This window comes from Lentihominibacter faecis (assembly GCF_014306095.1).
Lineage (GTDB): Bacteria > Bacillota > Clostridia > Peptostreptococcales > Anaerovoracaceae > Lentihominibacter > Lentihominibacter faecis.
In genome coordinates this window covers 42,296-65,005 of record NZ_JACRWC010000048.1, presented here as the reverse complement: position 1 = coordinate 65,005, position 22,710 = coordinate 42,296, and the positions used below count along the sequence as shown (strand labels likewise).

At 47.1% G+C, this 22,710-nt stretch carries 20 protein-coding genes; 14 read left to right on the top strand and 6 right to left on the bottom strand.

Annotated elements, in window-relative coordinates; translation table 11 throughout:
• Positions 1–263: 263 nt before the first annotated feature.
• From H8876_RS03585 to H8876_RS03570, 4 genes are all read left to right on the top strand, one after another.
• Positions 264–800, top strand: coding sequence for a hypothetical protein (locus H8876_RS03585; protein ID WP_249286562.1), 537 nt, complete (start codon positions 264–266; stop codon positions 798–800).
• Positions 793–2,061 (top strand): chloride channel protein, encoded by a 1,269-nt coding sequence (locus H8876_RS03580; protein ID WP_249286561.1) that lies wholly within the window; start codon positions 793–795, stop codon positions 2,059–2,061. Before H8876_RS03585 ends, H8876_RS03580 begins: the two co-directional genes overlap by 8 nt.
• A gap of 406 nt (positions 2,062–2,467) precedes the next feature.
• A complete protein-coding gene (locus H8876_RS03575) occupies positions 2,468–3,424 on the top strand; it encodes a hypothetical protein (protein WP_249286560.1) in 957 nt (318 codons plus the stop codon).
• Positions 3,425–3,729: 305 nt separating this feature from the next.
• Positions 3,730–5,157, top strand: a complete 1,428-nt coding sequence (locus tag H8876_RS03570) for a LuxR C-terminal-related transcriptional regulator (RefSeq protein ID WP_249286559.1) — start codon at positions 3,730–3,732, stop codon at positions 5,155–5,157.
• 15 nt (positions 5,158–5,172) lie between these two features.
• On the opposite strand, the gene H8876_RS03565 is transcribed toward H8876_RS03570, so the two are convergent.
• Entirely contained in the window at positions 5,173–6,117 is a 945-nt protein-coding gene (locus H8876_RS03565) for a DMT family transporter (protein WP_249286558.1), read from the bottom strand.
• A 192-nt stretch (positions 6,118–6,309) separates the two neighbouring features.
• Between H8876_RS03565 and H8876_RS03560 the strand changes: the two genes are divergently transcribed.
• The 3 genes from H8876_RS03560 to H8876_RS03550 all read left to right on the top strand — a co-directional run bounded on the left by H8876_RS03560 (position 6,310) and on the right by H8876_RS03550 (position 8,602).
• The gene (locus H8876_RS03560; RefSeq protein WP_249286557.1) at positions 6,310–7,089 is read left to right on the top strand and encodes a basic amino acid ABC transporter substrate-binding protein; all 780 of its coding nucleotides are present in this window, start codon (positions 6,310–6,312) and stop codon (positions 7,087–7,089) included.
• A gap of 129 nt (positions 7,090–7,218) precedes the next feature.
• Positions 7,219–7,893 carry an ABC transporter permease subunit gene (locus tag H8876_RS03555; protein WP_177264748.1) on the top strand — a complete coding sequence of 225 codons (675 nt, stop codon included), beginning with the start codon at positions 7,219–7,221 and terminating at the stop codon, positions 7,891–7,893.
• Entirely contained in the window at positions 7,880–8,602 is a 723-nt protein-coding gene (locus H8876_RS03550; RefSeq protein ID WP_249286556.1) for an ATP-binding cassette domain-containing protein, read from the top strand. The genes H8876_RS03555 and H8876_RS03550 overlap by 14 nt, the downstream gene beginning before the upstream one ends.
• A gap of 106 nt (positions 8,603–8,708) precedes the next feature.
• Here the strand turns inward: H8876_RS03550 and H8876_RS03545 are convergent, their stop codons facing one another.
• Positions 8,709–9,107, bottom strand: a complete 399-nt coding sequence (locus tag H8876_RS03545) for a hypothetical protein (RefSeq protein WP_249286555.1) — start codon at positions 9,105–9,107, stop codon at positions 8,709–8,711.
• Positions 9,108–9,196: 89 nt separating this feature from the next.
• Here H8876_RS03545 and H8876_RS03540 point away from each other — a divergent pair, with 89 nt between their 5' ends.
• On the top strand, positions 9,197–10,078 hold the full coding sequence (locus H8876_RS03540) for a YitT family protein (protein ID WP_249286554.1): 882 nt from the start codon (positions 9,197–9,199) through the stop codon (positions 10,076–10,078).
• A 78-nt stretch (positions 10,079–10,156) separates the two neighbouring features.
• Here the strand turns inward: H8876_RS03540 and H8876_RS03535 are convergent, their stop codons facing one another.
• Complete coding sequence (locus H8876_RS03535; protein WP_283241739.1) at positions 10,157–10,699, bottom strand: NADH peroxidase; 543 nt, start codon at positions 10,697–10,699, stop codon at positions 10,157–10,159.
• Positions 10,700–10,937: 238 nt separating this feature from the next.
• On the opposite strand from H8876_RS03535, the gene H8876_RS03530 reads away from it, so the two are divergent.
• The 4 genes from H8876_RS03530 to H8876_RS10155 all read left to right on the top strand — a co-directional run bounded on the left by H8876_RS03530 (position 10,938) and on the right by H8876_RS10155 (position 15,547).
• Complete coding sequence (locus H8876_RS03530; protein ID WP_249286553.1) at positions 10,938–12,134, top strand: ABC transporter substrate-binding protein; 1,197 nt, start codon at positions 10,938–10,940, stop codon at positions 12,132–12,134.
• Positions 12,135–12,190: 56 nt separating this feature from the next.
• Positions 12,191–12,415: a NifU family protein gene (locus H8876_RS03525; RefSeq protein WP_177264753.1), complete on the top strand. Its 225-nt coding sequence runs from the start codon at positions 12,191–12,193 to the stop codon at positions 12,413–12,415.
• 1 nt (position 12,416) lies between these two features.
• On the top strand, positions 12,417–13,871 hold the full coding sequence (pepV, locus tag H8876_RS03520; protein ID WP_249286552.1) for a dipeptidase PepV: 1,455 nt from the start codon (positions 12,417–12,419) through the stop codon (positions 13,869–13,871).
• Positions 13,872–14,017: 146 nt separating this feature from the next.
• Positions 14,018–15,547, top strand: coding sequence for a G5 domain-containing protein (locus H8876_RS10155; RefSeq protein WP_283241738.1), 1,530 nt, complete (start codon positions 14,018–14,020; stop codon positions 15,545–15,547).
• Between the two features lie 313 nt (positions 15,548–15,860).
• Here H8876_RS10155 and H8876_RS03505 read toward each other — a convergent pair whose 3' ends face one another.
• Complete coding sequence (locus H8876_RS03505; protein ID WP_249286551.1) at positions 15,861–17,234, bottom strand: alanyl-tRNA editing protein; 1,374 nt, start codon at positions 17,232–17,234, stop codon at positions 15,861–15,863.
• 195 nt (positions 17,235–17,429) lie between these two features.
• Here H8876_RS03505 and H8876_RS03500 point away from each other — a divergent pair, with 195 nt between their 5' ends.
• Together H8876_RS03500 and H8876_RS03495 are read left to right on the top strand one after the other, a co-directional pair.
• Complete coding sequence (locus tag H8876_RS03500; RefSeq protein WP_249286550.1) at positions 17,430–18,185, top strand: N-acetylmuramoyl-L-alanine amidase; 756 nt, start codon at positions 17,430–17,432, stop codon at positions 18,183–18,185.
• 285 nt (positions 18,186–18,470) lie between these two features.
• Positions 18,471–20,039 (top strand): AraC family transcriptional regulator, encoded by a 1,569-nt coding sequence (locus H8876_RS03495; protein WP_249286549.1) that lies wholly within the window; start codon positions 18,471–18,473, stop codon positions 20,037–20,039.
• A gap of 108 nt (positions 20,040–20,147) precedes the next feature.
• On the opposite strand, the gene H8876_RS03490 is transcribed toward H8876_RS03495, so the two are convergent.
• Together H8876_RS03490 and H8876_RS03485 are read right to left on the bottom strand one after the other, a co-directional pair.
• Entirely contained in the window at positions 20,148–21,278 is a 1,131-nt protein-coding gene (locus H8876_RS03490) for an aldo/keto reductase (RefSeq protein ID WP_249286548.1), read from the bottom strand.
• Positions 21,279–21,386: 108 nt separating this feature from the next.
• Positions 21,387–22,583 carry a hypothetical protein gene (locus tag H8876_RS03485; protein WP_249286547.1) on the bottom strand — a complete coding sequence of 399 codons (1,197 nt, stop codon included), beginning with the start codon at positions 22,581–22,583 and terminating at the stop codon, positions 21,387–21,389.
• Between the last annotated feature and the right edge of the window lie 127 nt (positions 22,584–22,710).

Below are 22,710 nucleotides of genomic sequence, written 5' to 3'. Positions count from 1 at the left end.
TTACTAGAATTACTGGGGGTATAATCCGAAGACTTCTCCCTTTTTTTGCATCATAATAACATATCTATAGTCCGAAATTTGATTTGCGTTATTTTTTTGAGTCATGTCATCACAGAAATATCGAAAAATATCCTATCCTCTACAGTTAAAATAATTTAAGTTATTTTTCTTGCATGGCTATATGATTAAAACATTTCTCTTAAAGCTACTCTGTACAGTCACCCCGCTCTGTGATACTATACTATTTACAGGAGGCGAGTGTTATGAAAAAATATATTATAGTGCTGATTGCCATGGCGATCCTGCTGTTATGCCTTTGCATTTATGGATGGATCAAGCAGGAATCAGATAAAAAACAGGCTACGACTCTCCAAAAGGATCGGATCGATGCGGGGAACACGATTTTTTCTTATTATGGAAAAGAAGCTGAGAGTTTTGCAGAATCCTTTGATGAAAATGTCGTGTATTGCTTAAAATATGCGAGAAATCGCGAAACGGCGATGAACTATACGATAGAAGACAAAAAGTTGATTCGAGAGGTATTTAACGCTTTGACGAAAGTGCGAGTGACTGGAGAAACCGATCAGCGAACAGAGGATTTCCAGGATATTTTAACCTTTGAACTTCCGATGGGAAAATCCTGCACACTTGTCTTCGAAGCAGGCAATTTAGTGGTTGGAGACAAAGTTTACAAGATCAGTGATGCAGAGGATCTCTGGGCGCTGACGACACAGATTGCGCTGGAAAACGAACCAGAGGGACATCACGAAAATCAACACGGGGATCGACACCATGAATAAACAGGGAAAAATTGCATTAATTTCGATTTTAGCGACAGTCCTGGGGGCAATATCCAGTGCGGTGATCTGGGTGGTCTTGAAAATCATGACCCTGGGCATGGACTTATTGTGGACGATACTTCCGGCGAAGCTGGGTGCAGAGCACAACCTTGTATATATGATGGCTGTTACGATTACCGGAGGCGTGATCATTGGACTTTGGCAGAAAAAATTCGGTTTGCTGCCGGAGGAACTGCCACAGGTTATGGGGCGTGTGAAAAAGGAAGGCTCCTATCCATATGACAATCTTCACATCCTCATCGTTTCAGCGCTGCTGCCATTGATTTTCGGTGGAGTGATTGGACCGGAAGCTGGGCTGACGGGTGTTATTGTCGGACTTTGCTGCTGGGTAGGTGACCGTCTCAAGTGCAAAGGCGATGAGTTGGCAGCACTGGCTCAGAGCAGCATGGGTGCAGCTTTAGGCGTTATTTTTAATGCGCCTTTTTTTGGAATCGTGCGAAACCTGGGTATCGACCGTGAAGAGGAAAAAAAGAAGCACAGTCGTGCACGGCTGGTAGGAAAACCTGTGCGGATCTTTATTTACTGCATGGGTGCAGCTGGTGGTATAGCAGCTTTTGCAGGACTGGGTGCACTCTTCGGAGGAAGTGCAGGTCTTCCGCGATTTGATGCAAAACACACGATAAGCTGGATCCAGTGGGCATGGTTTTTAGGCATCGTAGCAGCGGCGATCCTGGCAGGCCTTTGCTATTTATTTTTTGCAAAGGTTTCGGAGAAACTGGGCGAAATGCTGCAAAATCATCGCATCGTATCCTGCGTTTTGGCAGGGGTCTGCATCGCGACCGGGATGTATTTTCTGCCACTCACTACGTTTTCCGGGGAACACGAGATGGGAGAACTGATGAGCAGCTGGGAGGAGTATTCTGCGAAGATCCTGATCCTGACTGCGCTGGCAAAGATGCTGCTGGTGAATCTTTGTATTTCGCTAGGGTGGCGAGGAGGAAGTATTTTTCCTCTGATCTTTTCCGGAGTAGCTGCCGGATACGCCTTTGCAGCTATAACCGGGATCGATCCGAATTTTGCAGTAGCAGCTATGACGGCAGGACTATATGGCTATGTCAGCAGAAAACCGGTGATGACCGTAGCGGTGCTTTTGATGTGCTTCCCGCCGGTGTATATTTTCCCGCTGGCCGGGGCAGCTGTCATTGCCTCAAAAGTGCCGATACCTCCTAAAATGCATGAGGAAGAAAAAAATTGCAGATAATCAGTTCACATTTTCATGTGCAGAATCGGGGGTTTTTAAAGGCAAAAACAGAAAATGAGAGAAAAATGGAGGAGAAGATGAGGACAAGAGTCAAGTTTTATGCATAATGAATGTATACTCATTGACCTAATGAATTTGTATGCATGAGGGGGCTTTACTTGAACTCTGTATAAGGTGATTCGAAATAGACACAGCACACGTTTTCTGTAAAAGGTGAGGATCTCGATATTTTTACAGAAAGCGTTTCTGTTTTTGAAGTTAAGGTAAGCTGTTTTCGTAGAAAATCGTGCCAGAATCATTACTTTGAGACAGATGTAGTCTATGCAGAAGGAGGCTATTATGTTATCATAAGGGCACATTCACAGGACGATACTATCTTATTATCGAGAAAGGAAAAGGTACCCGAATGAAGATGGTAAAAGGAAAAAGAACGGTACTGGCGTTGCTTCTTGCACTGTGCATGATTGTAATGCTTCTGCCGGCAACGGTGTTTGCGGAAGGTGAGAATGAGGCTGCAGAAGCGACAAATAATCCGAGTGGAGAAGAAGTGATCGCAGGAGGAACTACGAATGGTGGAGCCGGCGATCAGACTGTCGGCTCTGCAACCACGGATACGGCTAACAAGCCTGTTAATGGAGGCACTGATAAACCTGAGGGAATTGTTGTCAAAGGAGCAAGCGATACTCCTGGTGGGCCGAATAAGACAGTGAATACAACAGTTAGAAATAATTTTACAGATTGCCTTGTGACCGATGCCATCAATGTAACCGTAGGACAAGATTATATCATCGATTTTACGAAGGAGGACAATCTGTCGTATGCACTGAGGTCTATGGCGGATCTGAATAAAACGAAGTATTATAAATTCGCGAATTCGGACCAAAATAGCCTCATCGAAACAGAAAATCCTGATGAAGCCCTATTAAAAATTGTAGGACACAAAGATAAAAATAAAGCTGTGATGACTCTGGTACAGAGGATCGATAAAGATATGTCCTTTGATCTGAATTTTATGCGGACCCAGTATACTGGCTCTAAGCTAACGTATACAGGAGAAACTATGGATAAGGAAACTGGGACGATTGTTATAAACGAGATCAGAGACGATTACTATACTAGATATCATTTTAATTGTAAATTGAATCTGATTGCGGTCACCGAGGAAATCGCTTCAGAACCAGCAAATACGGATCAGGGTAAGGACAATAATATCGCAGCCAAGACGGAGTCTAAGGGTAAGAAGGCTGACTCTTCAGCCAAGACCGGAGACGATGCGAATCCAGTGCTTTGGGCAGGGATCTTGCTTTTGGCAGCTGCAGGTGCAGGAACAGCCGTATTCTATAGAAGAAAAGCTGATCATTAAATTTTGAAATACAATCATTCCATACTTAATACTTATATCCTGGAAACAGGAGCAAAAGAGAAGGCAGTATGCAAACCTACTGCTTTCTTTTTTTGGATAAACTCAGTTTACGTTTTTCATGTGCAGAATCTGGGGGTTTTGAATCTGCAGGAGAGGTAATTCATAGAAAATCTTGCCAGGATCGTCGCTGACCAATGCTGCTCCCCTTCGAGTATAATGAATAAGGAGGAAAGAGACAAATGACACCTTGCCATAGGGAGACATTTGTTTATAATATAAAGGGAGAAAAATAAAGGATGGACTAGATGAAGAACGAACCGGAACAGAAAAACAACCTTGTCGCGATTGGCGTGCTGGCAATATTTTATTTTGTGTTTTTAGGAGGCGAATACCTCTTTGACAATATGATAGCTCATTACCTCTCTTCTGCAAAGGTAGTGGTGGCTCAAAGCGGGATCCTGGGTATCAGCGGGATCGGTTTTTTATGCTATTTCCAAATACAGAGATTTATCACTTTGAAAAACCGTAGCGGAGCGTTGATGGGAGCAGTCGCCCTGGGGATCGTCTGCATTTTTATGGTGCAGCAGCACGTATCGTTTGCCGGAACGCTGTCGACAGGACTGATTTTATTTTTGCTGCTGGGAATTTTGGGTGGAGGTGTCCATCTTATGGCAGCGGAGCTATGGGCGGAAAGCCGCAAGCTGGCGCGATACGTCGGGACAGCTTACGGAGCAGGGATCCTGATGCAGTTCATCAACAATAATCTGGTGCGGCAGGAACTGGTGGAAGCAGTTATTCTTTCGGTGCTTTTAACAGTGCTGGCATGGATGCTTTCCCGCAAAAAAGAAAGCGTAGACGAGGAGCAATGTGAGGCAAGCCGGCTGCGTGCAGAAGAACTGAAGAATCCGAAAAACCCTCAAAAAGCAGCCATGCTGCTGGTGATTCTCGTTGCGCTGATGACATGCATTTTTGCAACACTTGATAATGCAGTCACTATGGCACATGCCAAGGGGACTATGGATATCGGGCAGTGGCCTCGTCTTTTGCTGGCATGCAGCGGATTGGCAGCAGGCTGGATTTTTGATTTGGGAAAAAGAAAATACATGAGCATTATCATGTACTGTGTCATGCTGCTTTCGACGGTATGTGTAGTGATGATACAGTTTGGAGGACCATTTCTGGTGGGACTTGTAGTGTTTTATTTGTCCGCAGGGTTCTTTGCCGTTTATTTTACGACGGGATTCCTGGCTCTTTCCATGAAGATGAAGAGGCCTGCACTGTGGGCCGGTATGGGGCGGGGGATCAATAATCTGTGCGCTCTTATGACAGGGACTTTTTCTGTACTCCTGCTGGACACAGGAAACAACCTGCTGATAATGACCCTGAGCCTTGTGCTGTTTGCAGTCATTAGCGTAGTGCTGTATCTGTACCTTGGCCAGTACGAAACAACGAACGCGCAGATCGTTTCAGCAGAGCCGGAAAACGTTTTGCAGGAAGAAGAAATCATGCAGAAATTCTGTGAAAGATTTGTGCTGACCCAAAGAGAGGGGGAGGTGCTGGAAGCGATCCTCCATTCCGAAGAAAATGCGCAGAAAATCGCGGAAGAACTGAATTTGTCCCGTGCGGCATTGTACCGTCATATCAGCAGCATAAATGAGAAGACCGGGACAGGATCAAGGATCGGGCTTATACAGTTCTATTTTTCGTGGGAAAAAGAGCACCGCCTTGGCTAAAGAGCATCGTCTGGGCTAATGATTCTGGCGGCGCGTAAAATTGATATTGAGCAGGACGATCGAGGTCACGATAGCGATCATTCCGATGGCATGATTTCGTGTGAAGACCTCGCCGAACACCGTGATGCTTATGATGGTCGCCATGACAGGCTCCGAAAAGGTAAGCACAGCAGCCTTACCGGTTTCCATATGGGAAAGGCCGGTGGTGTACAGGAGGAATGGAGCCAGGGTGGAAACGAGTCCCAGCAGCAGAGAATGAAGTACTGCAAAGCCGCTGGCGGACGCCACAGCAGCGATTTTGCCAATATGACAGAACGGAAGCAGCGAGAGAGATGCGATCACAAATGTGTAGAAGGTCACGGTCAGCTCGCTGTATTTTTTTACGGCAATGCGTCCGAAAATGCTGTAAAGACCATAGCCAAGACCAGATCCGAGACCAGAAAGGATCGCCTGCCAGGAGATAGAAACTCCTCCGGCCCCGCCACTGACCAGACCAGTGATAAAAGTACATCCTCCTACTGCAAGCACAAGGGCGACAGCTTTTTTTGGAGTGAATTTTTCACGAAAAATAATGCAGGACAGGATCATAACAAAGCAGGGCCCGGTGTAGAGCAGAGTGCATGCGATGGACAGTGTGCTCAGGGTGATGCAGAGAAAATAGCATATGTTGAAGAACGCGATGCTGGCAATGCCGGTTCCCAGGAACATCCACAGATCTCGCAGGTGGATCCGAAAAAGAGAGCAATCTTTGCACAGGATGATGATCAGAAGGCCCGCGGCAGCAATCAGGCTTCGCAGTTCTGTGATCTGGACAGGATCAAGTCCCATGTCTCGCAGTGTATTGGAAAACAGCCCAATGATCCCCCACAGGCAGCCAGCTGCCAGGACGCAGCATGGAGCCAGGAGTTTCCATGGATTAGAATTTGATGTATTGATGTGATCGGTCGTGTTCATATTCATAAGCTCTCTTTCAATAGATATAGTATAAATGAAAAAAGAGAGAAGTAAAGCAATAAATCAAGCAAAAGGACAGTGGTATTAACATTTTCCGGCAACATTTGCAATTCGACTTGAATATTATTCAGACTTTAGGTATAATTATTAAATCACGTAACGATTATAAACATTTAGAAACATAAGGAGAGAAATAAAATGAAGAAGAGCAAGATAGCTGTATTAGTAGCTATGGTAGTTGTTCTGGCGTTTTCCCTGGCAGCATGCGGCGGAAGCGACAAGAGCAGCAGTGACAAAACTGTTTACAAGGTAGGTACAGAACCGACATTCCCGCCGTTTGATACGACAGACGAGGATCAGAATATCGTGGGTCTGGATATGGATCTGATCAAGGCGATCGGGGAAGATCAGGGCTTCGATGTAGAATTCGAAAACCTGTCATTCGATGGACTGATCCCGGCACTGAAGGCTGGCAATATCGACATCGTGGCAGCAGGAATGAACAAGGATGACGAAGACAGACAGAAAGAAGTTGACTTCAGTGATTCCTACTATGAATCCAAGCTGTTTGTAGCGGTAACTGAAGATAACACGACGATCAAGAGTGTAGAGGATCTGACTCCTGATATGAAGGTTGCGGCACAGACTGGTACGACTGGTGCAAGCAAGGTTCAGGAACTGAAGGATGCTGGCAAGATCAAGGAAGCTGTTATTCTGGACGGACTGGATACCTGCATGATGAAGCTGATCAACGGAGACGTTTCTGCAGTCATCAATGACAAGCCGGTAACGGAAGCTTATATAAAGAAGCAGCCGGACAAGATCAAGATGGTAGGCGAAGCTCTGAATGCGGAAAACTATGGTTTCGCTGTACAGAAGGGTAACGCAGAACTGGTAGAAAAGATCAACAACGGCTTGAAGCATATTAAGGAAAACGGAACTTACGACAAGCTGGTTGATGAGTGGTTCAATAAATAAGAGCGGATCGATCTTGAAGAAATCGGATCGGACGAGCCTGCTGCCGAGGGCAGCAGCAACTAAGCAATTCGGATTGACCTCTGACCGGAATTCGGTCAGAGGTTGATTTCTTTTGAAGGAGGAAAAAACGTGGATCAGTATATACATGGGATAGCCGTAGCGGCAAGAGGAGTCCCGGTGACGTTGATCATTTCTCTCGTTGCAGTGCTGGGAGGACTTGTGCTGGGGCTTTTGGTGGCACTTGCCAAACGTTCTAAGTTCAAGATACTGCGCGGCATCGCAACGGTATATGTGGATATTCTGCGTGGAACACCGCTGCTGGTGCAGGTGCTGATTTTAGGCTACGGTGTGCCACAGCTTGTTCGTGCTATCACGGGGATGCAGTTTAACTGGGAACCGCTGATCCTGGTCGGATTCATCGCCTGCGGTGTCAACAGCTCGGCATATATGGCTGAGATCATTCGAAGCGGTCTGCAGGCCGTGGATATCGGACAGACGGAGGCGGCCAGATCTCTGGGGCTCAACAGCAGGCAGACCATGCGGTATGTCATCGTGCCACAGGCTTTTAAGATCATCGTCCCGGCATTGGGAAATGAATTTGTTACGCTGATCAAGGAAACCTCCATTCTTTCCATGGTGGGCATCGTAGAAGTGACCAGGCGTGGTACTTTGTGGGCATCTCAATCGTTCCAGTCGTTCCCGGCGTATATCGGGGTGGCGGTCGTATATCTGATCATGACTCTGACCTTGTCCCGACTGGTATCGTATATGGAAAGGAGGATGGCACAAAGTGATAGAAGTTAAAAATTTATGTAAATCCTTCGGAGATCTTCAGGTTCTTAAAGGAATCAGTGAGACGATCAATGATCGGGAAGTAGTCTGCGTGATCGGTCCTTCCGGTTCCGGCAAGAGCACATTCCTGCGTTGTCTGAATCTATTAGAAGAACCAAGCGGTGGAGAAGTTTTTCTGGATGGGAAGAAGATCAATGATTCTGATGTGGATATCGATGAGATTCGAGAAAAACTGGGCATGGTATTCCAGGGATTCAATCTGTTTCCACACATGACGGTACTGGATAATCTGACCCTGGCACCGATCAAGGTCAAGGGTATGGAAAAGGCTGCTGCCGAAGAAAAGGCCCGTAACCTGCTGGAAACCGTAGGACTTGCCGATAAGGCGGAAAAATATCCGGCGTCTCTTTCCGGCGGACAGAAACAGAGAGTTGCTATCGCGAGAGCACTGGCGATGGATCCGGAAATCATGCTCTTCGATGAACCGACTTCCGCACTGGATCCGGAAATGGTAGGCGAAGTACTCAATGTCATGAAAAATCTGGCTGAAAACGGGATGACCATGGTGATAGTTACCCATGAAATGGGTTTTGCGCGAGAGGTGGCAGACCGGGTGCTTTTTATCGACGAAGGAAATATACTGGAGCAGGGAACTCCGGCAGAACTCTTCGGTAATCCTCAGCATGACCGGACGAAAAACTTCCTTAGCAAGGTGCTGTAGTCGCATATCCGGGAAATAAAATCAAACAGATATAAAAGAAAAGCCAGAAATTATGAAGGATCTCTGGCTTTTGCTGTTTATTGTTTACAAACTATCTGTAAAACTCCTATTTAAACTGAAGCTGATTAAAGGCGTCCAGTATGGCTTGATCGGTTTCGTCGTTGGCAAAGATCAGAGCGATGCCATCCTTGTGGGCCGCAACCGGGATGCCGGAAACGCTGTCGGAGGATTCGATTTCTTTGTAGGCGTCGGAATCTTCCTCAAACTGATAGAGCTCTACGGCTCCATCGTTATATTCTTTGCCAGCTGTTGCGCCGATCATGGCGTACATCGTTTCTTCTCCTCCTGTCAGTCCAAGAGCTTCTGCTGCAGCGTCGATGTTTTTTTCGATTTTCGGTGCTTCTGTTTCCTTGGATTTGTCGGAAGAACTGCTGTCGCTGCCGCCGCAGGCTGTGAATACCAGAAGCAGAACCATGGAAAGAAGAATGGTGATGATTTTTTTCATAGTGACCTCCTCGTCATTTGAAAATAAAGTAAAAATAAGTTGCTGATCAATATTATATCATAAAAGCAATGTAAAAGAGGTATTATCAGATGAAAAAACATAGCACTTTAGAGCGGCTGGATCTAGGTAGAGAGATCCGGATCCTGGCGCTGGGTTTGATCGGATCGTTGATCATGGCGATCAATATCAAAAGCTTCGTACATACCGGAGGACTTTATCCAGGCGGTTTTAACGGAGTGACGCTGCTAATCCAAACGTCGTTTCAACGTTTTTTAGGAATATCATTGCCATTTTCTCCGATCAGTCTGGCATTGAATGCGATCCCGGCGATCTTCAGTTTTCGGGCTATAGGGAAACGTTTTACGCTCAATACGGCTCTGATCATTGTGGCCACCAGTGTATTCACCGATATCGTTCCAGCCATGCCGATCACGCAGGACATCCTGCTGATCAGTGTGTTTGGAGGTCTGATCAACGGTGCTGCGATCAGTTTGTGTCTGATTGGCGGGACTTCGACGGGCGGAACGGATTTCATTGCTGTGTATTTTCTGGAAAAGAAAAATCGGGATGTCTGGAATTTTATCCTCATGGGGAATGCCACTGTTTTAGTATTGGCCGGTTTGTTGTTTGGATGGGACAAGGCCCTTTACTCCATTATTTTTCAGTTCACATCGACACAGATGATCCATCTGCTTTATCAGGAACATAACAAGATCACCTTGTTTATCGTGACGGAGCTGCCGTATGAGATCTATCAGGAAATCATGGTAACGGTGCATCACAGTGCAACGGAAATTTCGGCGACGGGAATGTATTCGCAGGAGCCGAAAACCATGCTCTACTGTGTAGTTTCCAGCACGGAGGCCAAGATCGTTACCCGCAAGATCCTGGAAGCGGATCCGAAGGCTTTGATCAATGTGATAAAGACGGAGATGTTCAGAGGAAGATTTCATCAGACGAGGCATTATTAAATGTGCGGAGCATAGTATAGAAATAAAAATGGGCTATCAATTATATGATAGCCCATTTTTGTGGATTCTCAATTCGATTTAACCAAAGTATCTCTTCAGCAGACCAGCAAATGCCTTGCCGTGTCTTGCTTCGTCTTTTGCCATTTCGTGAACAGTATCGTGGATCGCGTCCAGATTCTGATCCTTAGCCAGTTTAGCCAGAGCCTTCTTGCCTGCGCATGCACCGGCCTCTGCTTCTACTCTCATTTCCAGGTTCTTCTTAGTGGAGTCAGTTACGACTTCGCCCAGCAGTTCTGCGAATTTAGCTGCGTGCTCTGCTTCTTCCCATGCAGCCTTTTCCCAGTAAAGTCCGATTTCCGGATATCCTTCTCTGTGAGCAACTCTTGCCATTGCCAGGTACATACCGACTTCGGAGCATTCTCCATTGAAGTTGTCCTTCAGACCCTGGATGATTTCAGGATCAACACCCTGAGCAACGCCAACAACGTGTTCATCAACGAATTCGATTTCGCCTTCTTTTACTTCTACAAATTTGTCTGCAGGGACACCGCACTGAGGGCATTTAGCCGGTGGTTCCGGTCCTTCATAAGTGTATCCGCATACTGAACAAGTCCATTTCATAATTCTTACCTCCTAAAATATTTTTTTATCTCATGTATTTGTTTTGTTTACCTTGTGACTATAATGTACCATTTTGGTAAAGAATAGTCAAGGCTTTTTTGTAAAAAATTTTTAAAAGATGAAAAAAAGAGAATGAACTCGCAGATACTTTACCTTTTGCGTAAAACAAGGTATAATGGAGTATGTTTGCAAGGGGCATGAGTTGGGAATAAGATGAGATAAATAGAAAGGTGATTTTGTGAAGATACGTAAAATTGCTGCAGTCGCAGTGACCGCTGTGCTTACGGTGACCATGCTGACAGGCTGTACGACGTTTAATAATTTTAAAGAGGCTTTTTTACAGCAGAAAAAGAGCAGTGACGTTACCATACAGATCGGGATCTATGAACCTATGTCGGGTGCGGACAGCGATGCTGCCAAGGCTGAGATCAAAGGGATCGAACTGGCACATGAAGTATACCCTAATATAGGCGGTAAGATCGTGGAACTGGTCTACAGCGATAATTCGTCGGATATCGATGCGGCCGAGACGGCGATCAATAACCTGATCTCCAAGAAGCCGGATATCATACTGGGAAGCTACGGGAGCGTGTACTCCATGATCGCGGGAAAACCGGTCAACGACGCCAAGATCCCGGCTATCGCGATCACTAATGATAACCCGCTGGTCACTAAGAATTATCCTTATTATTTCCGCGTGTGCTATGTAGATTCCAACCAGGGAGATCTGCTTGCCAAGTATGTGCTGGAACAGAAGCAGGAAACGACAGCCGGTGTTTTGATACCAAACAACGATGATGTTGCGATGGCCATGGCGACGACTTTCGTTGACCGGATCGAAGCGGAAACAGAAAATGAAGATGCTATCACAGCGTATGAAACATATAAGCCGGGACAGAAAGATTTTACAAAGCCGTTGAAAGCGATCCAGGAGTCGGGAGTCAAGAGTGTCCTGCTGCCGGGAGATAGTGCGGATTCGGCAAACATCATCAATCAGGCGGCCGATCTGGGAATGGATGTCATGTTCCTGGGTCCGACGGACTGGTCAAGCAAGGAATTCCGCTCTGAGCTCAGCAGCAGCGTCAGCAAGGAGCACCTCGCATTTGTAAACTTCTTTACAGCAGATGATACGATCAACCAGGAATCCGAGAAGTTCCTGGAGGCATATCATGAGAAATACGGCAAAGACAAAGAACCGGAAGATTCGGTGGCACTTGGATACGATGCTTATCTCATCGCGATCAACGCAGTCAATGACGCCGGTAATGACCCGAGCGGGAACGATATCCGGAAAGTGCTGGCAAGTGCAAAAGAATTCCAGGGTGCTTCCGGCAATATCACTTTCAATACAGAAGGTGATCCGCTGCGATCGGCACAGATCAGCACCTGGGAAGGTAAAAAAATAGTTTCCACATATACGGTCGAACCATATTGATCGTGTTTAAATCATAAGATATTGCAAAGAATAAAATTATAAAGGAGAATAGTAATATGGAAGATAAAATCAAAGACGCACTGGATCAGATCAGACCATTTCTGCAGAGAGACGGTGGAGACATCGAATTCGTAGAGTATACGGATGACAATATCGTGAAGGTAAGACTGCAGGGACACTGCGCAGGATGCCCGGGAGCTCAGATGACGATCAAAGGTGTAGTAGAAAAGATCTTAAAGGAAAGCTATCCGGAAGTTGCAGGCGTAGAAGCGGTAATGTAAGATGAGTGATCTGGAATTTTTAAAACAGGTGAATGAAACGATCGAGACAAACAAGGAAGATATGATATCTTCCTTGTCTCATTTACTGCAGATCCCCAGTGTAGCCGTTGAAACTCCAGGGGAGTACCCTTTTGGCGAGAACGTCCAGAAAGCCTATGACGCCACGCTGGACATGGCCCGCGAAGAGGGCTTTGCAGTGTACAATGCGGATAACTACGGCGGACACATCGACTTTACAGGAAAAGGAGAAGGGATCGTGGGCGTGGTAGGACATCTGGACGTAGTCCCGGAGGGCGACGGATGGAGCTTCGATCCTTATGGCGGAGAGGTAAAGGACGGCTGGATCTGTGGTCGTGGAACGACTGATGATAAAGGTCCTGTGATAGCTTCGTTTTATGGGATGAAAGCTTTGAAAGCCTGCGGCTATGAACCGAAAAAGACGATCCGCCTGATCCTTGGACTGGATGAGGAAACGAACTGGCACGGCATGGATCATTATCTGGAGCACGTGGCAGAGCTGCCTGATCTGGGGTTCACACCAGATGGTGATTTCCCGGCGATCCACGGAGAAAAGGGCATCATCGTATTCGAACTGGTACGCAAGCTCAAGCTGTTTTCCGGCAAAGGTCTGGAACTCAGTTCCCTTCGCGGCGGTACAGCTGCCAACTCGGTAGCGGATCACAGCCGGGCTGTCGTGCGGGACAGTGCGGGCGGCGGATACGATAAAATCAAGGAGATGGTTCAGGCTTTTCGTGAAGAAAAAAATGCTTCCAGGCTGAACTGTCAGATTCGCTGCAAAGGAATCGGCAAGAGCCTGGAGATCACGGTGCAGGGTGTTTCTGCGCATGGTGCAAAGCCGGAAAAGGGCGTCAATGCCATCACGGTGCTGCTGGAGTTTCTGGGTCGTCTGAATTTTGCAAGTGAGGATATCAACGATTTCATCGAGTTCTATAATTCGCATATTGGCTATGAGCTTCATGGAGAAAGCATAGGCTGCGGTTTTTCTGACGAACCATCCGGCAAGCTGGTGTTCAATGTTGGCATGGCGGAATTTGACAAGGAAGCTGCGCGGCTGACGATCAATATACGCTATCCGGTGACCATGGATGATGAAAAGGTTTATGCCGGGCTGATGAGCGTGCTGGATCGTTATGATATAGGCATAGTGAAAGGCAAGCATCAGGAGCCGATCTACATCCCGGCAGATGATCCACTGATCAAAACTCTGATGGATATTTATGAGGCGCATACGGGTGATACAGAAAGCAAGCCCCTGGTGATCGGAGGCGGCACCTATGCCAGAGCGATCCCGAATACGGTTGCTTTTGGAGCGCGTTTCCCGGACGAGATCGAACTGGGCCACCAGAAAGATGAACGGATTTCTGTGGACAACATGATCCGCCTGTCAAAGATCTATGCGGAGGCGATGTATCGGCTGTCGGAACTGGAAGAATAAAAGGATAGGATAACTGCACCGGACCCGGTGTAGTTTTTTTATGAAAATAGTGTGGAGTTTTGCTGTGAAATTTGACAAATCGGCGGTTTCTGTTACAATAAAAAACGTAGTTTCATTGAAAAATACACGTTTTGGAGATTTTTAGCATGAAGATCAATATTAAAGATGTCTTAAAAAATGATACAGAAAAAGCAGATCTGCATTCAGAACACTGGCTGACAGATGCCATGGAAGCGGAAGAAAAATCAGCTCCCGAGGAAAGCGAGTCGGCAGAAATGCCGGATACTGATTCAGATCCTGGAGTTGAAGCTTTCGAATCTGAAATGCCGGATACTGATTCAGAAGAAGAGATCCCGGAAGCGGAGGAGCTGGCAGAAGAATTGACGGAAGGTATTTTATCCGAGTCGGAAACCGAAGCTGTTTCTGCAGAAACCCCGGTGGAGCCGGAGTCTGCGGCATCCATCCAGGCACCGTCGCAGCCGGATATGCGGGCACAGATGCAACAGCAGGCGCAGCAGGCAGAACCTGCAACACAGCAGGAAGCGACGGCTGCAGCGCCGATGGCCGCAGCGGAGGCGGCAAAAACGTCTGATGCGCCTGTCGCAGAGAAAACGCCGGAGCATTCGACTGCGGAGCCTGCCGAGCCGCCGAAAACAGAAGCACAGGATGGGGAAATTCCTGCGGCGGCAGAGACAGAGGCGGAGCAGCTTTGCAGGAAAAAAGAGAAACATTCCTTTAAGAAATTTGGCTGGGCGTATGGGCTGGCAGCGGCGTTCGCACTGCTGTTGTTTGTGACTTTTGCGTATACTTCGCTGGTGCCGCGGGAGGTGAATGCGACCATCAACGGCCAGAACTACAAGATCGAATCGAAGGCGTTTACTATCGATGAATTTTTGGATGAGCAGCATATCAAGTATTGTGAGGATGATTACATCTCGAGGCCGGTTTCTACCTTTATTTATGACGGGATCAGTTTCAAGCTGAAGCATGCAACGGATTTCAAGGTGACAGCGGACGGGAAGACGAAGAATTACAAGACTCTTTGCCGGACGGTTGAAGATGCGTTGAAAGATTGTAAAATCAAGGTGGGCGATGCGGATATCGTAACGCCGGGGCTGGATACGGAGATCGGTGATGGTCTGAAAGTGGTGATCCAGCGCGTGACCACTTCGCAGGAGACAGTGGAAGAGGATGTGGATTTCAATACCATTGAGAAGGACGATCCTTCCATGGAGGAAGGCAAGAGCAAGGTCGAAACGGAAGGAAGCAAGGGCAGAGATAAAGTGACCTATGAGATCACTTATATCGATGGCGTAGAGTCGGAACGGAAGGAGATTTCGCGCGAAACTGTGACTGCTGCGGTAGACAAGGTGATCCTTAACGGAACGAAGATCTCGTTCAATGGGAAATCATACAGCCGAAAACTGGTGGTGAAGGCGTATTCTTATACGGGCGGCGGTCGGACAGCTATGGGCACTCGTGCTCGTGTTGGTGAGATCGCAGTGGATCCGAGGGTGATTCCGCTTGGCTCGAAGGTTTATATCGAGGGCGTCGGTGCCCGGATCGCGGAGGATACCGGCGGAAATATCAAGGGCAATACCATAGATATTTATATGAATTCGGTGGCGGAATGCAGAAAATGGGGCGCCCGGACTGTAACGATCTATATCCAGTGATGATTCGGTCGTTTTGCAAGTGGGAAAAAATGTAATTCTACTTTTTGATCGCATTACAGCTAACTAAATCATAGTCATGCGAAGATAACACTCGTTGTGATTGAAAAAAACAGGTGTGCAGAGCCCTTGCGAGGGAAATTGCACACCTGTTTTTTCTTATATTGGAATAATATGGGTGTAAAACCGCCGATTAACAATACTTTTAGTATTTTACTGATGGTGAACTGCTCTTGTGGCGGGAAAACTATGCTTTTTTTGTTATTTCTCCATGAAAAATCATAAAATCCTGCCGGCGGGGAGCAACTCAACAAGACTATTTCAGATGCTTGCTCAGCAGGTCGGCAAACAGCCTCGCATCCTCGTCGCTGGTAAAAATAGCCCTGGCGGACACATCGTTTCCGCCGCCCTTGCCCTGATAGAAGGAGGCGTATTCCTTGACCAGTTTACCGCAGTGAACAGTGCCGTCGGAAACCAGCACGCAGGAAGTCTGTGCCGGGACATAGAGCAGGAGCAGTGGATGGGTCTTGCCGGCTCGAATGTTACCCATGTACGATTTGGCCATGGTGAAGGCGTCATCCATGGACAGGTGCAGCATCGGGTACAGGATCACGGGAGTGTTAGAACCGGATTGGTCGATATCTCCCAGCACAGCGTCCAGCTTTTCCTTTTCGGCCTCAATATAGGCCTTTTTCAGATGATAAAGCTCGTTGCGGACTGCATTCATCTTTTCCTCCTGGATCCGGAGCTTTTCGGGGAACTCTTCCACAGATGCAGAGTACCGATTCGCTTCGTTTGTCAGGATCTCATGCTTCCGCTGATAATCTGTCAGTGCTTTGCGTCCGGCATCGCAGTAGATGCGAGTCATATCTTTGTACTTTTCCACTTTATAAATTTTGATCAGGCCCACCTGTCCTGTTGTGGATGGATGTGTGCCGCAGCATGCAACGCAGTCTGCCGGTTCGGTATCGGAGGTTTCAGAAAGCTCCCCGATGGTCACGATGGAAATCGCCTCGTCAAAAGCAAGTGCCTTGCGAAGAGGAAGCTGTTCTGCTTTTTCACGAGTATCAAAATAGGAGACGGAAACCGGCAGATCATCCCAGATCGCCTGGTTGGCCAGCATTTCTGCCTGATGAGCCATTTCCAGAGTCACAGGCGACTGATCCTCCAGTGCGATGTCGATGGTCATGTAATCCTGCCCCATATGAAAACCGTGATTGGCTCCGCCAAAGAGCCGGTAGAAGGCGCCTGAAAGTAAATGTTCCCCGCAGTGACGCTGCATATGTTCGAACCGCCTGTCCCAGTCAAGAATGCAGTGGACTTTGCAGCCTTCGGACAGAATGGTGTAAAGGTCGTTGGTCAGACTTTTTTCAGAAGAAGCAGGCTTTACCGTGTGCCAGATCAGATCGCCGTCTTCCTGTGCGTCCACGACGGAAAATGCAACGTCCTGTGAACCCTGTGAGCTCACCTGGATCACCCCGTGATCTGCACCCTGCCCGCCCCCTTCCGGGAAAAAGGCTGTCTGATCCAGCTGGATCAGATAGCAGGTCTGTGGAGAGGCCTCAGCGGATCCCCCGGCAGGCTGTTTTGCAGAACCCCCGGGAACCTCCGGGGCCGATTTTGCAGTAAGGATGCGGGCATCCCATTCTTTGAGATATGTGTCTATTTGGTATAATTTTGTGGTCATCATAGTTTCGGTACTCCCTTGTCATGAAAACTTGTGAAATCAATAAAAGTTTATATACTGGAGCGAAAAATGTCAAATGATTACTGTTAAAAAGTCATAAATTGTTCTATAATATATTTTATATAACTAATTTGCGGTTCATATCGTATCGAGAGGTTTCGTAAAATCCTTAGTAGGATGAAAGAAAAGAGGTAAGATATGAAACGTAAAATCAGCAATTTCCTGATACTGAGTCTGGTGGTCGGTATGCTGGCAGCAGCTTTTTATCAGGAGGATCTGGCAGGACAGCTTTCATATGTTACAGGACAGCTGGTGGCGGAACAGGAAGAGTTTGTTGTCGTCATCGATCCTGGACATGGCGGTATGGACGGCGGAGCGCAGGCACGCGATGGAACCAGCGAAAAAGATATCAATCTTGCGATCTCAAAAGGATTGCAACGACGGCTGCAGGCTGATGGGATAAAAACTATCCTCACCAGAAACGGCGACGAAGGGCTCTATGAAAAAAATGCAAAGGGCGCGATACGGACACTAAAGACGCAGGATATGAAGCGGCGGAAACAAATCATTGAAGCCTCCGGGGCAGATCTTGCTGTCAGCATACACCTCAACAGCTTTACGCAGGATCCTTCGGTTTGCGGAGCGCAGGTGTTCTATCCTTCTGAAGGGGATCCTGAAGTAGTCGCAGAAAGCAAAGCAGCTGCAAAGATACTTCAGGATGGGTTCAATAAAGATATAAATACACGGAAAGCCAGGGGGGAGATGGGGAAAAACGACGTTTTTCTACTGCGCTGCCCGAGCAGTCCTGTCATTATCGCAGAGTGCGGATTTCTCTCCAATTCGGAGGATTTGCATAATTTAAAAAAAAGAGGTTATCAAGAACAAATCGTAAAAATTTTACATAAGAGCATACGTTCGTATTTGCAGCAAAAAAGCCGCTCAAAAGCCCAATAATACACGGTTTTGTGAATTTATCCACGGATCGTCGTATAAAACGAACAGCTTGTGGATAAAATGGTTTTGAATTTATGTCTTGACAAGAGAAACCGTTGAAAAATAAAGGATTTACAAAAAATAGTTTTCCACAGGCACCCTTGGATAAAATCGTATACAATCTCAGATTTTTTGTGGATAACTTCGTAAACGGCTAAAATCAAGGGGTTGTCTGGCTGTTGAAAAAAGTCGAAGGAAAAAAGAACAAAAGTTAACATAATATTTACGAAAGAGCAGGCGAAAAAAATGTTGAGAGAAAAAATTTTTTATAAAGATGAGCTGCCGGTCAGTGTCATTACAGCTAATATCGTGGACTATCCGTTTCACTTTCACGACGATATGGAGATCGTATATGTTTTGTCCGGAAGCATCATTTTAAAGAGCGGTTATTACACGTATACGCTCAAACAGGGGGACATGTTTATTTTAAATGATCGTGACATGCATAGTCTGGAGCGCACTGACGAAGACAATATGGTCATGATGCTGCAGATGGATCTCAGCTATTTCGAAAGATACTATCCGGATCTGCGGGATCAGTTTTTCGTGGTGGATATGGAAGAAGACAAGGAGGAGAATCTTTCTGTGCTCCGCAATATCATGGCGGAGATCATGATGGAGATCCTGCAAAAAGGGCAGGGCTATGAACATAAGGTCATCGAGAGCACCCACAACCTCATATCCTGTCTGATTTCGGATTTCTGCTATGTTGTGAACGAAGACGGAAAATTTCAGAATGAGACAGGCGGCAAGACCAGCAAGATCCTGGCAGGTCGACTCAACCGCATCATGGATTATATGTATGAAAATTATGAGCGGAAACTGACTTTGAGCGAGATCGCTGAAAATGAGAAATTGAGCATTTACTACCTGTCTCATATCATCAAAGAAGCGACCGGCCTCAGCTTCCAGGATCTCTTGAGTTATATCAGAGTGGAGGAATCAGAGCGGCTGCTGCTGGAGTCCGGCAAGAAGATCGGTGCTATCGCAGAGGAAATGGGCTTTTCGGCGGTACGCTATTATATAAAGCACTTTGAGCAGTGGTTTGGCATGCATCCCCTGGAATACCGGAAGAGATACATGGGAAAATCCATGACGCGGGAGAGCCGTGCAAAATATAAGCGGTGCACTCCGATGGAGATCGAGACGGCGATCCATGCGCTGACGAGAGGTGCATTTACGGAGACAGAGGACAAGCTGGTGCTGAAACCAGTGATTATAGACATTGGTACCGCGGTCGGTGATGACGATAATGGGCAGCCGAAGACTGCGGAGACTTCTGCAAAGGATCCGAAGGAGGCTGGAATTTTCACTATTATGGAACGGAGCGTCAACGATATCCTGGCAGAGCCGTATCATCTTCTGATGGATCTAGGTGAAACAGTCCTGGCCGCTGGAGAAAACTATGTCATCACGGCGGAAGGAACAGACACGAAGGATATAAGCAGACTCAGCATCCTGGTCTACAATTATGATGAAAATGTCGGAAGATCTTTGAGAAAGATCCATACAGAAAACGATTTGCTGCGACTGGTGCGCCATTACGATGATGAAATCGAATTTTTGATCCGATGCAATGGATTTTCGGGGCTTTACCGTATTTACCGGTATCGGATGGATCGGGAAAACCTGGCCAAGAAGCTGACGGATTCACTGAATCCGGAAGGAGGCGCCGGTAAGCGGGATATGCTTATCGGCAGATTGACAGGGGCTCCGACGGTGACGACAAACACGTATACCAGTTCAGATGTTCTTAGCGTAAGAACGACATTCCAGGGCATGGGTGTGGAACTGATCTTAGTAGACCGGATATAAAAACAAGAATAGAAAAAGAGCCGTCAGGCGGAAAATGATACAGGCAGCGTATCGATCCGCCCGGCGGCTCTTTTATATCTGTTCTGTGATGTGCATTTTTTTAATCAGCTATACGCCCATTGCCTCTGCAGCCTCTTTCATTGCCTGAGAGATCGGCAGATGCTGCGGACATTTTTCTTCGCAGGCTTTACAGCCGATACAGTCAGAAGCGTGTCTTCCAGCTGGGATCCATGTTTCGTATTCCAGTTTCGTCGATGGATTCTGCTCGTATACGTTCCAGTCGTTAAAGTAGCGCAGGATCCGCGGGATATCCAGCTTTTGCGGACACGGCATACAGTAGTTGCAGCCGGTGCAGGAGTATTTGATCAGGCGGTTGTATTCGTCGGACACGCGGTCGATGATATCCTTTTCTTCCTGTGTCAGATCAGCAACATGTTCATCGGATAACGTTTTCATGTTTTCCTGCAGTTGTGCTTCGGCGTTCATACCGCTGAGCATCACCGTCACTTCCGGCATGTTTGCCAGCCACTTGAAGGCCCATTCTGCAGGGGTTCTTCTGGTCGGAGCTTCGTCCCAGATCTTCTGCACGGTCGGTGGGACCGCATCAGTGATACGGCCGCCCTTCAGAGGTTCCATGATGACAACCCCCAGACCTCTTTCAGCGGCAGCCTTCAGCCCTTTGACCCCGGCCTGATGATTTTTATCCATGAAGTTGAGCTGGATCTGGCAGAAATCCCAGTCGTAAGCATCAAGTACTTCCAGGAAGAAGTCGTAGGAATCGTGGAACGAGAATCCTATATGACGGATCCTGCCCGCAGCTTTCAGCTCCTCCAGGTAAGGGATCAGGTTCAGTTTCTGCACGCGTTTCCATACACCGCGATCCACGTTGTGGATCAGATACATGTCGATGCAGTCGGTGTCCAGACGTGTCATCTGTTTTTCGAAGATAGTACGCATACCGTCTTCGTCCTTTGCAAACCAGATCGGCATTTTATCGGCGAGAAGGATTTTTTCGCGATATCCGTCCTTCAGAGCCTTCCCCAGGATCTTTTCGCTCTGTCCGTTGTGATACATGAATGCAGTATCCACATAGTTCACACCGCCGTCGATAGCGTCACGGATGATGCGGATCGTTTCTTCTTCTTTCACGGTATCGTTGCTGTCTACGGGCAGTCGCATGCATCCCATGCCCAGCAGCGAAGTTTTTTCATTGATTTTTTTAAAAGTTCTGTACTGCATAGTTAATCTCCTAAAATCACATCGTAGTTATAATTACCAACTCAAAATTTATTATACTGAAAAAGAAAACCCACTTCAATGCGAAATCGCGGAGAAGTGGGAAATTTCTTACTCATCACGGATAAAGTTGAGAAAATCGTCAAAGTCTTCGAAATCGCTTTGCATAAATTCGAAGAGGACAGGTTCCTTGAATTCGTATTTTGCCGTGGCGATGAGAAACGGTGCCAGAGGACTTGCCTTCAGCTGATTTTCCAGGTACCGGATCTCGTGGAGCGTATAGGAGGCGATGATCAGCTGGCCGAAATCCGTCAGATAGTAGATGCCTTTGACGTCATTGCTGAGGCGGAAGACCCGGCTGTTGACATGATCGTTGTTTTTCTTGAATGCCATAAACAGACGACCGTTCTCCTGTTCTGACATGATGGTGTTGAAGCTGATGGTCAATTCACCGATATTGTTCTCCATGTCCTCTTCAGACAGGAGCACTTCATATACGGTGACGAATTCTGGCTTCGCCAGCATCATGGCGGCCTCTGCAGAGCTTACTGCAAAGCCGGAGCAGTGTTTGAGACCAACGATCTTTAGATCTCTGACTATGACGCGGGAAATAATGATTTCGTAGTTCCCTTTCCGCTCAATGAGAGATTCGCAAAGATACGCGGTGGCGCCATCATCGTAGACGTGATCTTTGTCGATGGTATTTTTGCAGAAAGTGGCACCCTTATAACCGGCGTAAATATCCAGATCGAAGTCCCCGGCTGCAAGAAATGCGGCAGCTCTGTGATCCTGCCCGAAGCAGCGCATCAAAAAGTAATTGACTGCCTGATAATCGGATGTGATTTCGCCGCAGATGAGCCGCATGACATCAGTATGTTCATCCGGACTGAGAATAGTGCCCGGCTCCAGCAGGAAGCTGTACTCCCTGTATCCCTTTGGCAAAGGCAGACCGTGGGCTTCGTTGAACATGCGGTAAAATGTCAATATGCCGGAAAGCTGCGGATAACTGATCTCGATTTTTTCTGCCCCCAGGCCTCCTACAAGCGCCTGCTCAGTGGCATCGATCTCAGAATGATCGCTTCCCAGTATTCCGGTATAGGTTTCCAGACCGCTTTCTTCACAGTCGATGTAAAAGAACTGGTGGAAATCCAGCATCTCATCGGTGCCTGAGATACGCCAGTGGGCATACAGTGCCAGGACACCCATGAGTCTTGTATTGGTCACATAGGCGGAAACCAGAAGCTTCTGTTTGGTTTTGATCAGATAAGGGATTCCCCCTTCGATCACGGTTAATTTTGGTTTGCTCAAATGATTTACCTCTCTCTTCTATTCACAATGAGTATACCCTATTTAAAAAAAAATACAAGAGCCAGAAAGTTTCTGCGGGCAGGTATTGACACCTAACCGATTTAATATATATAATAAATACGAAGAT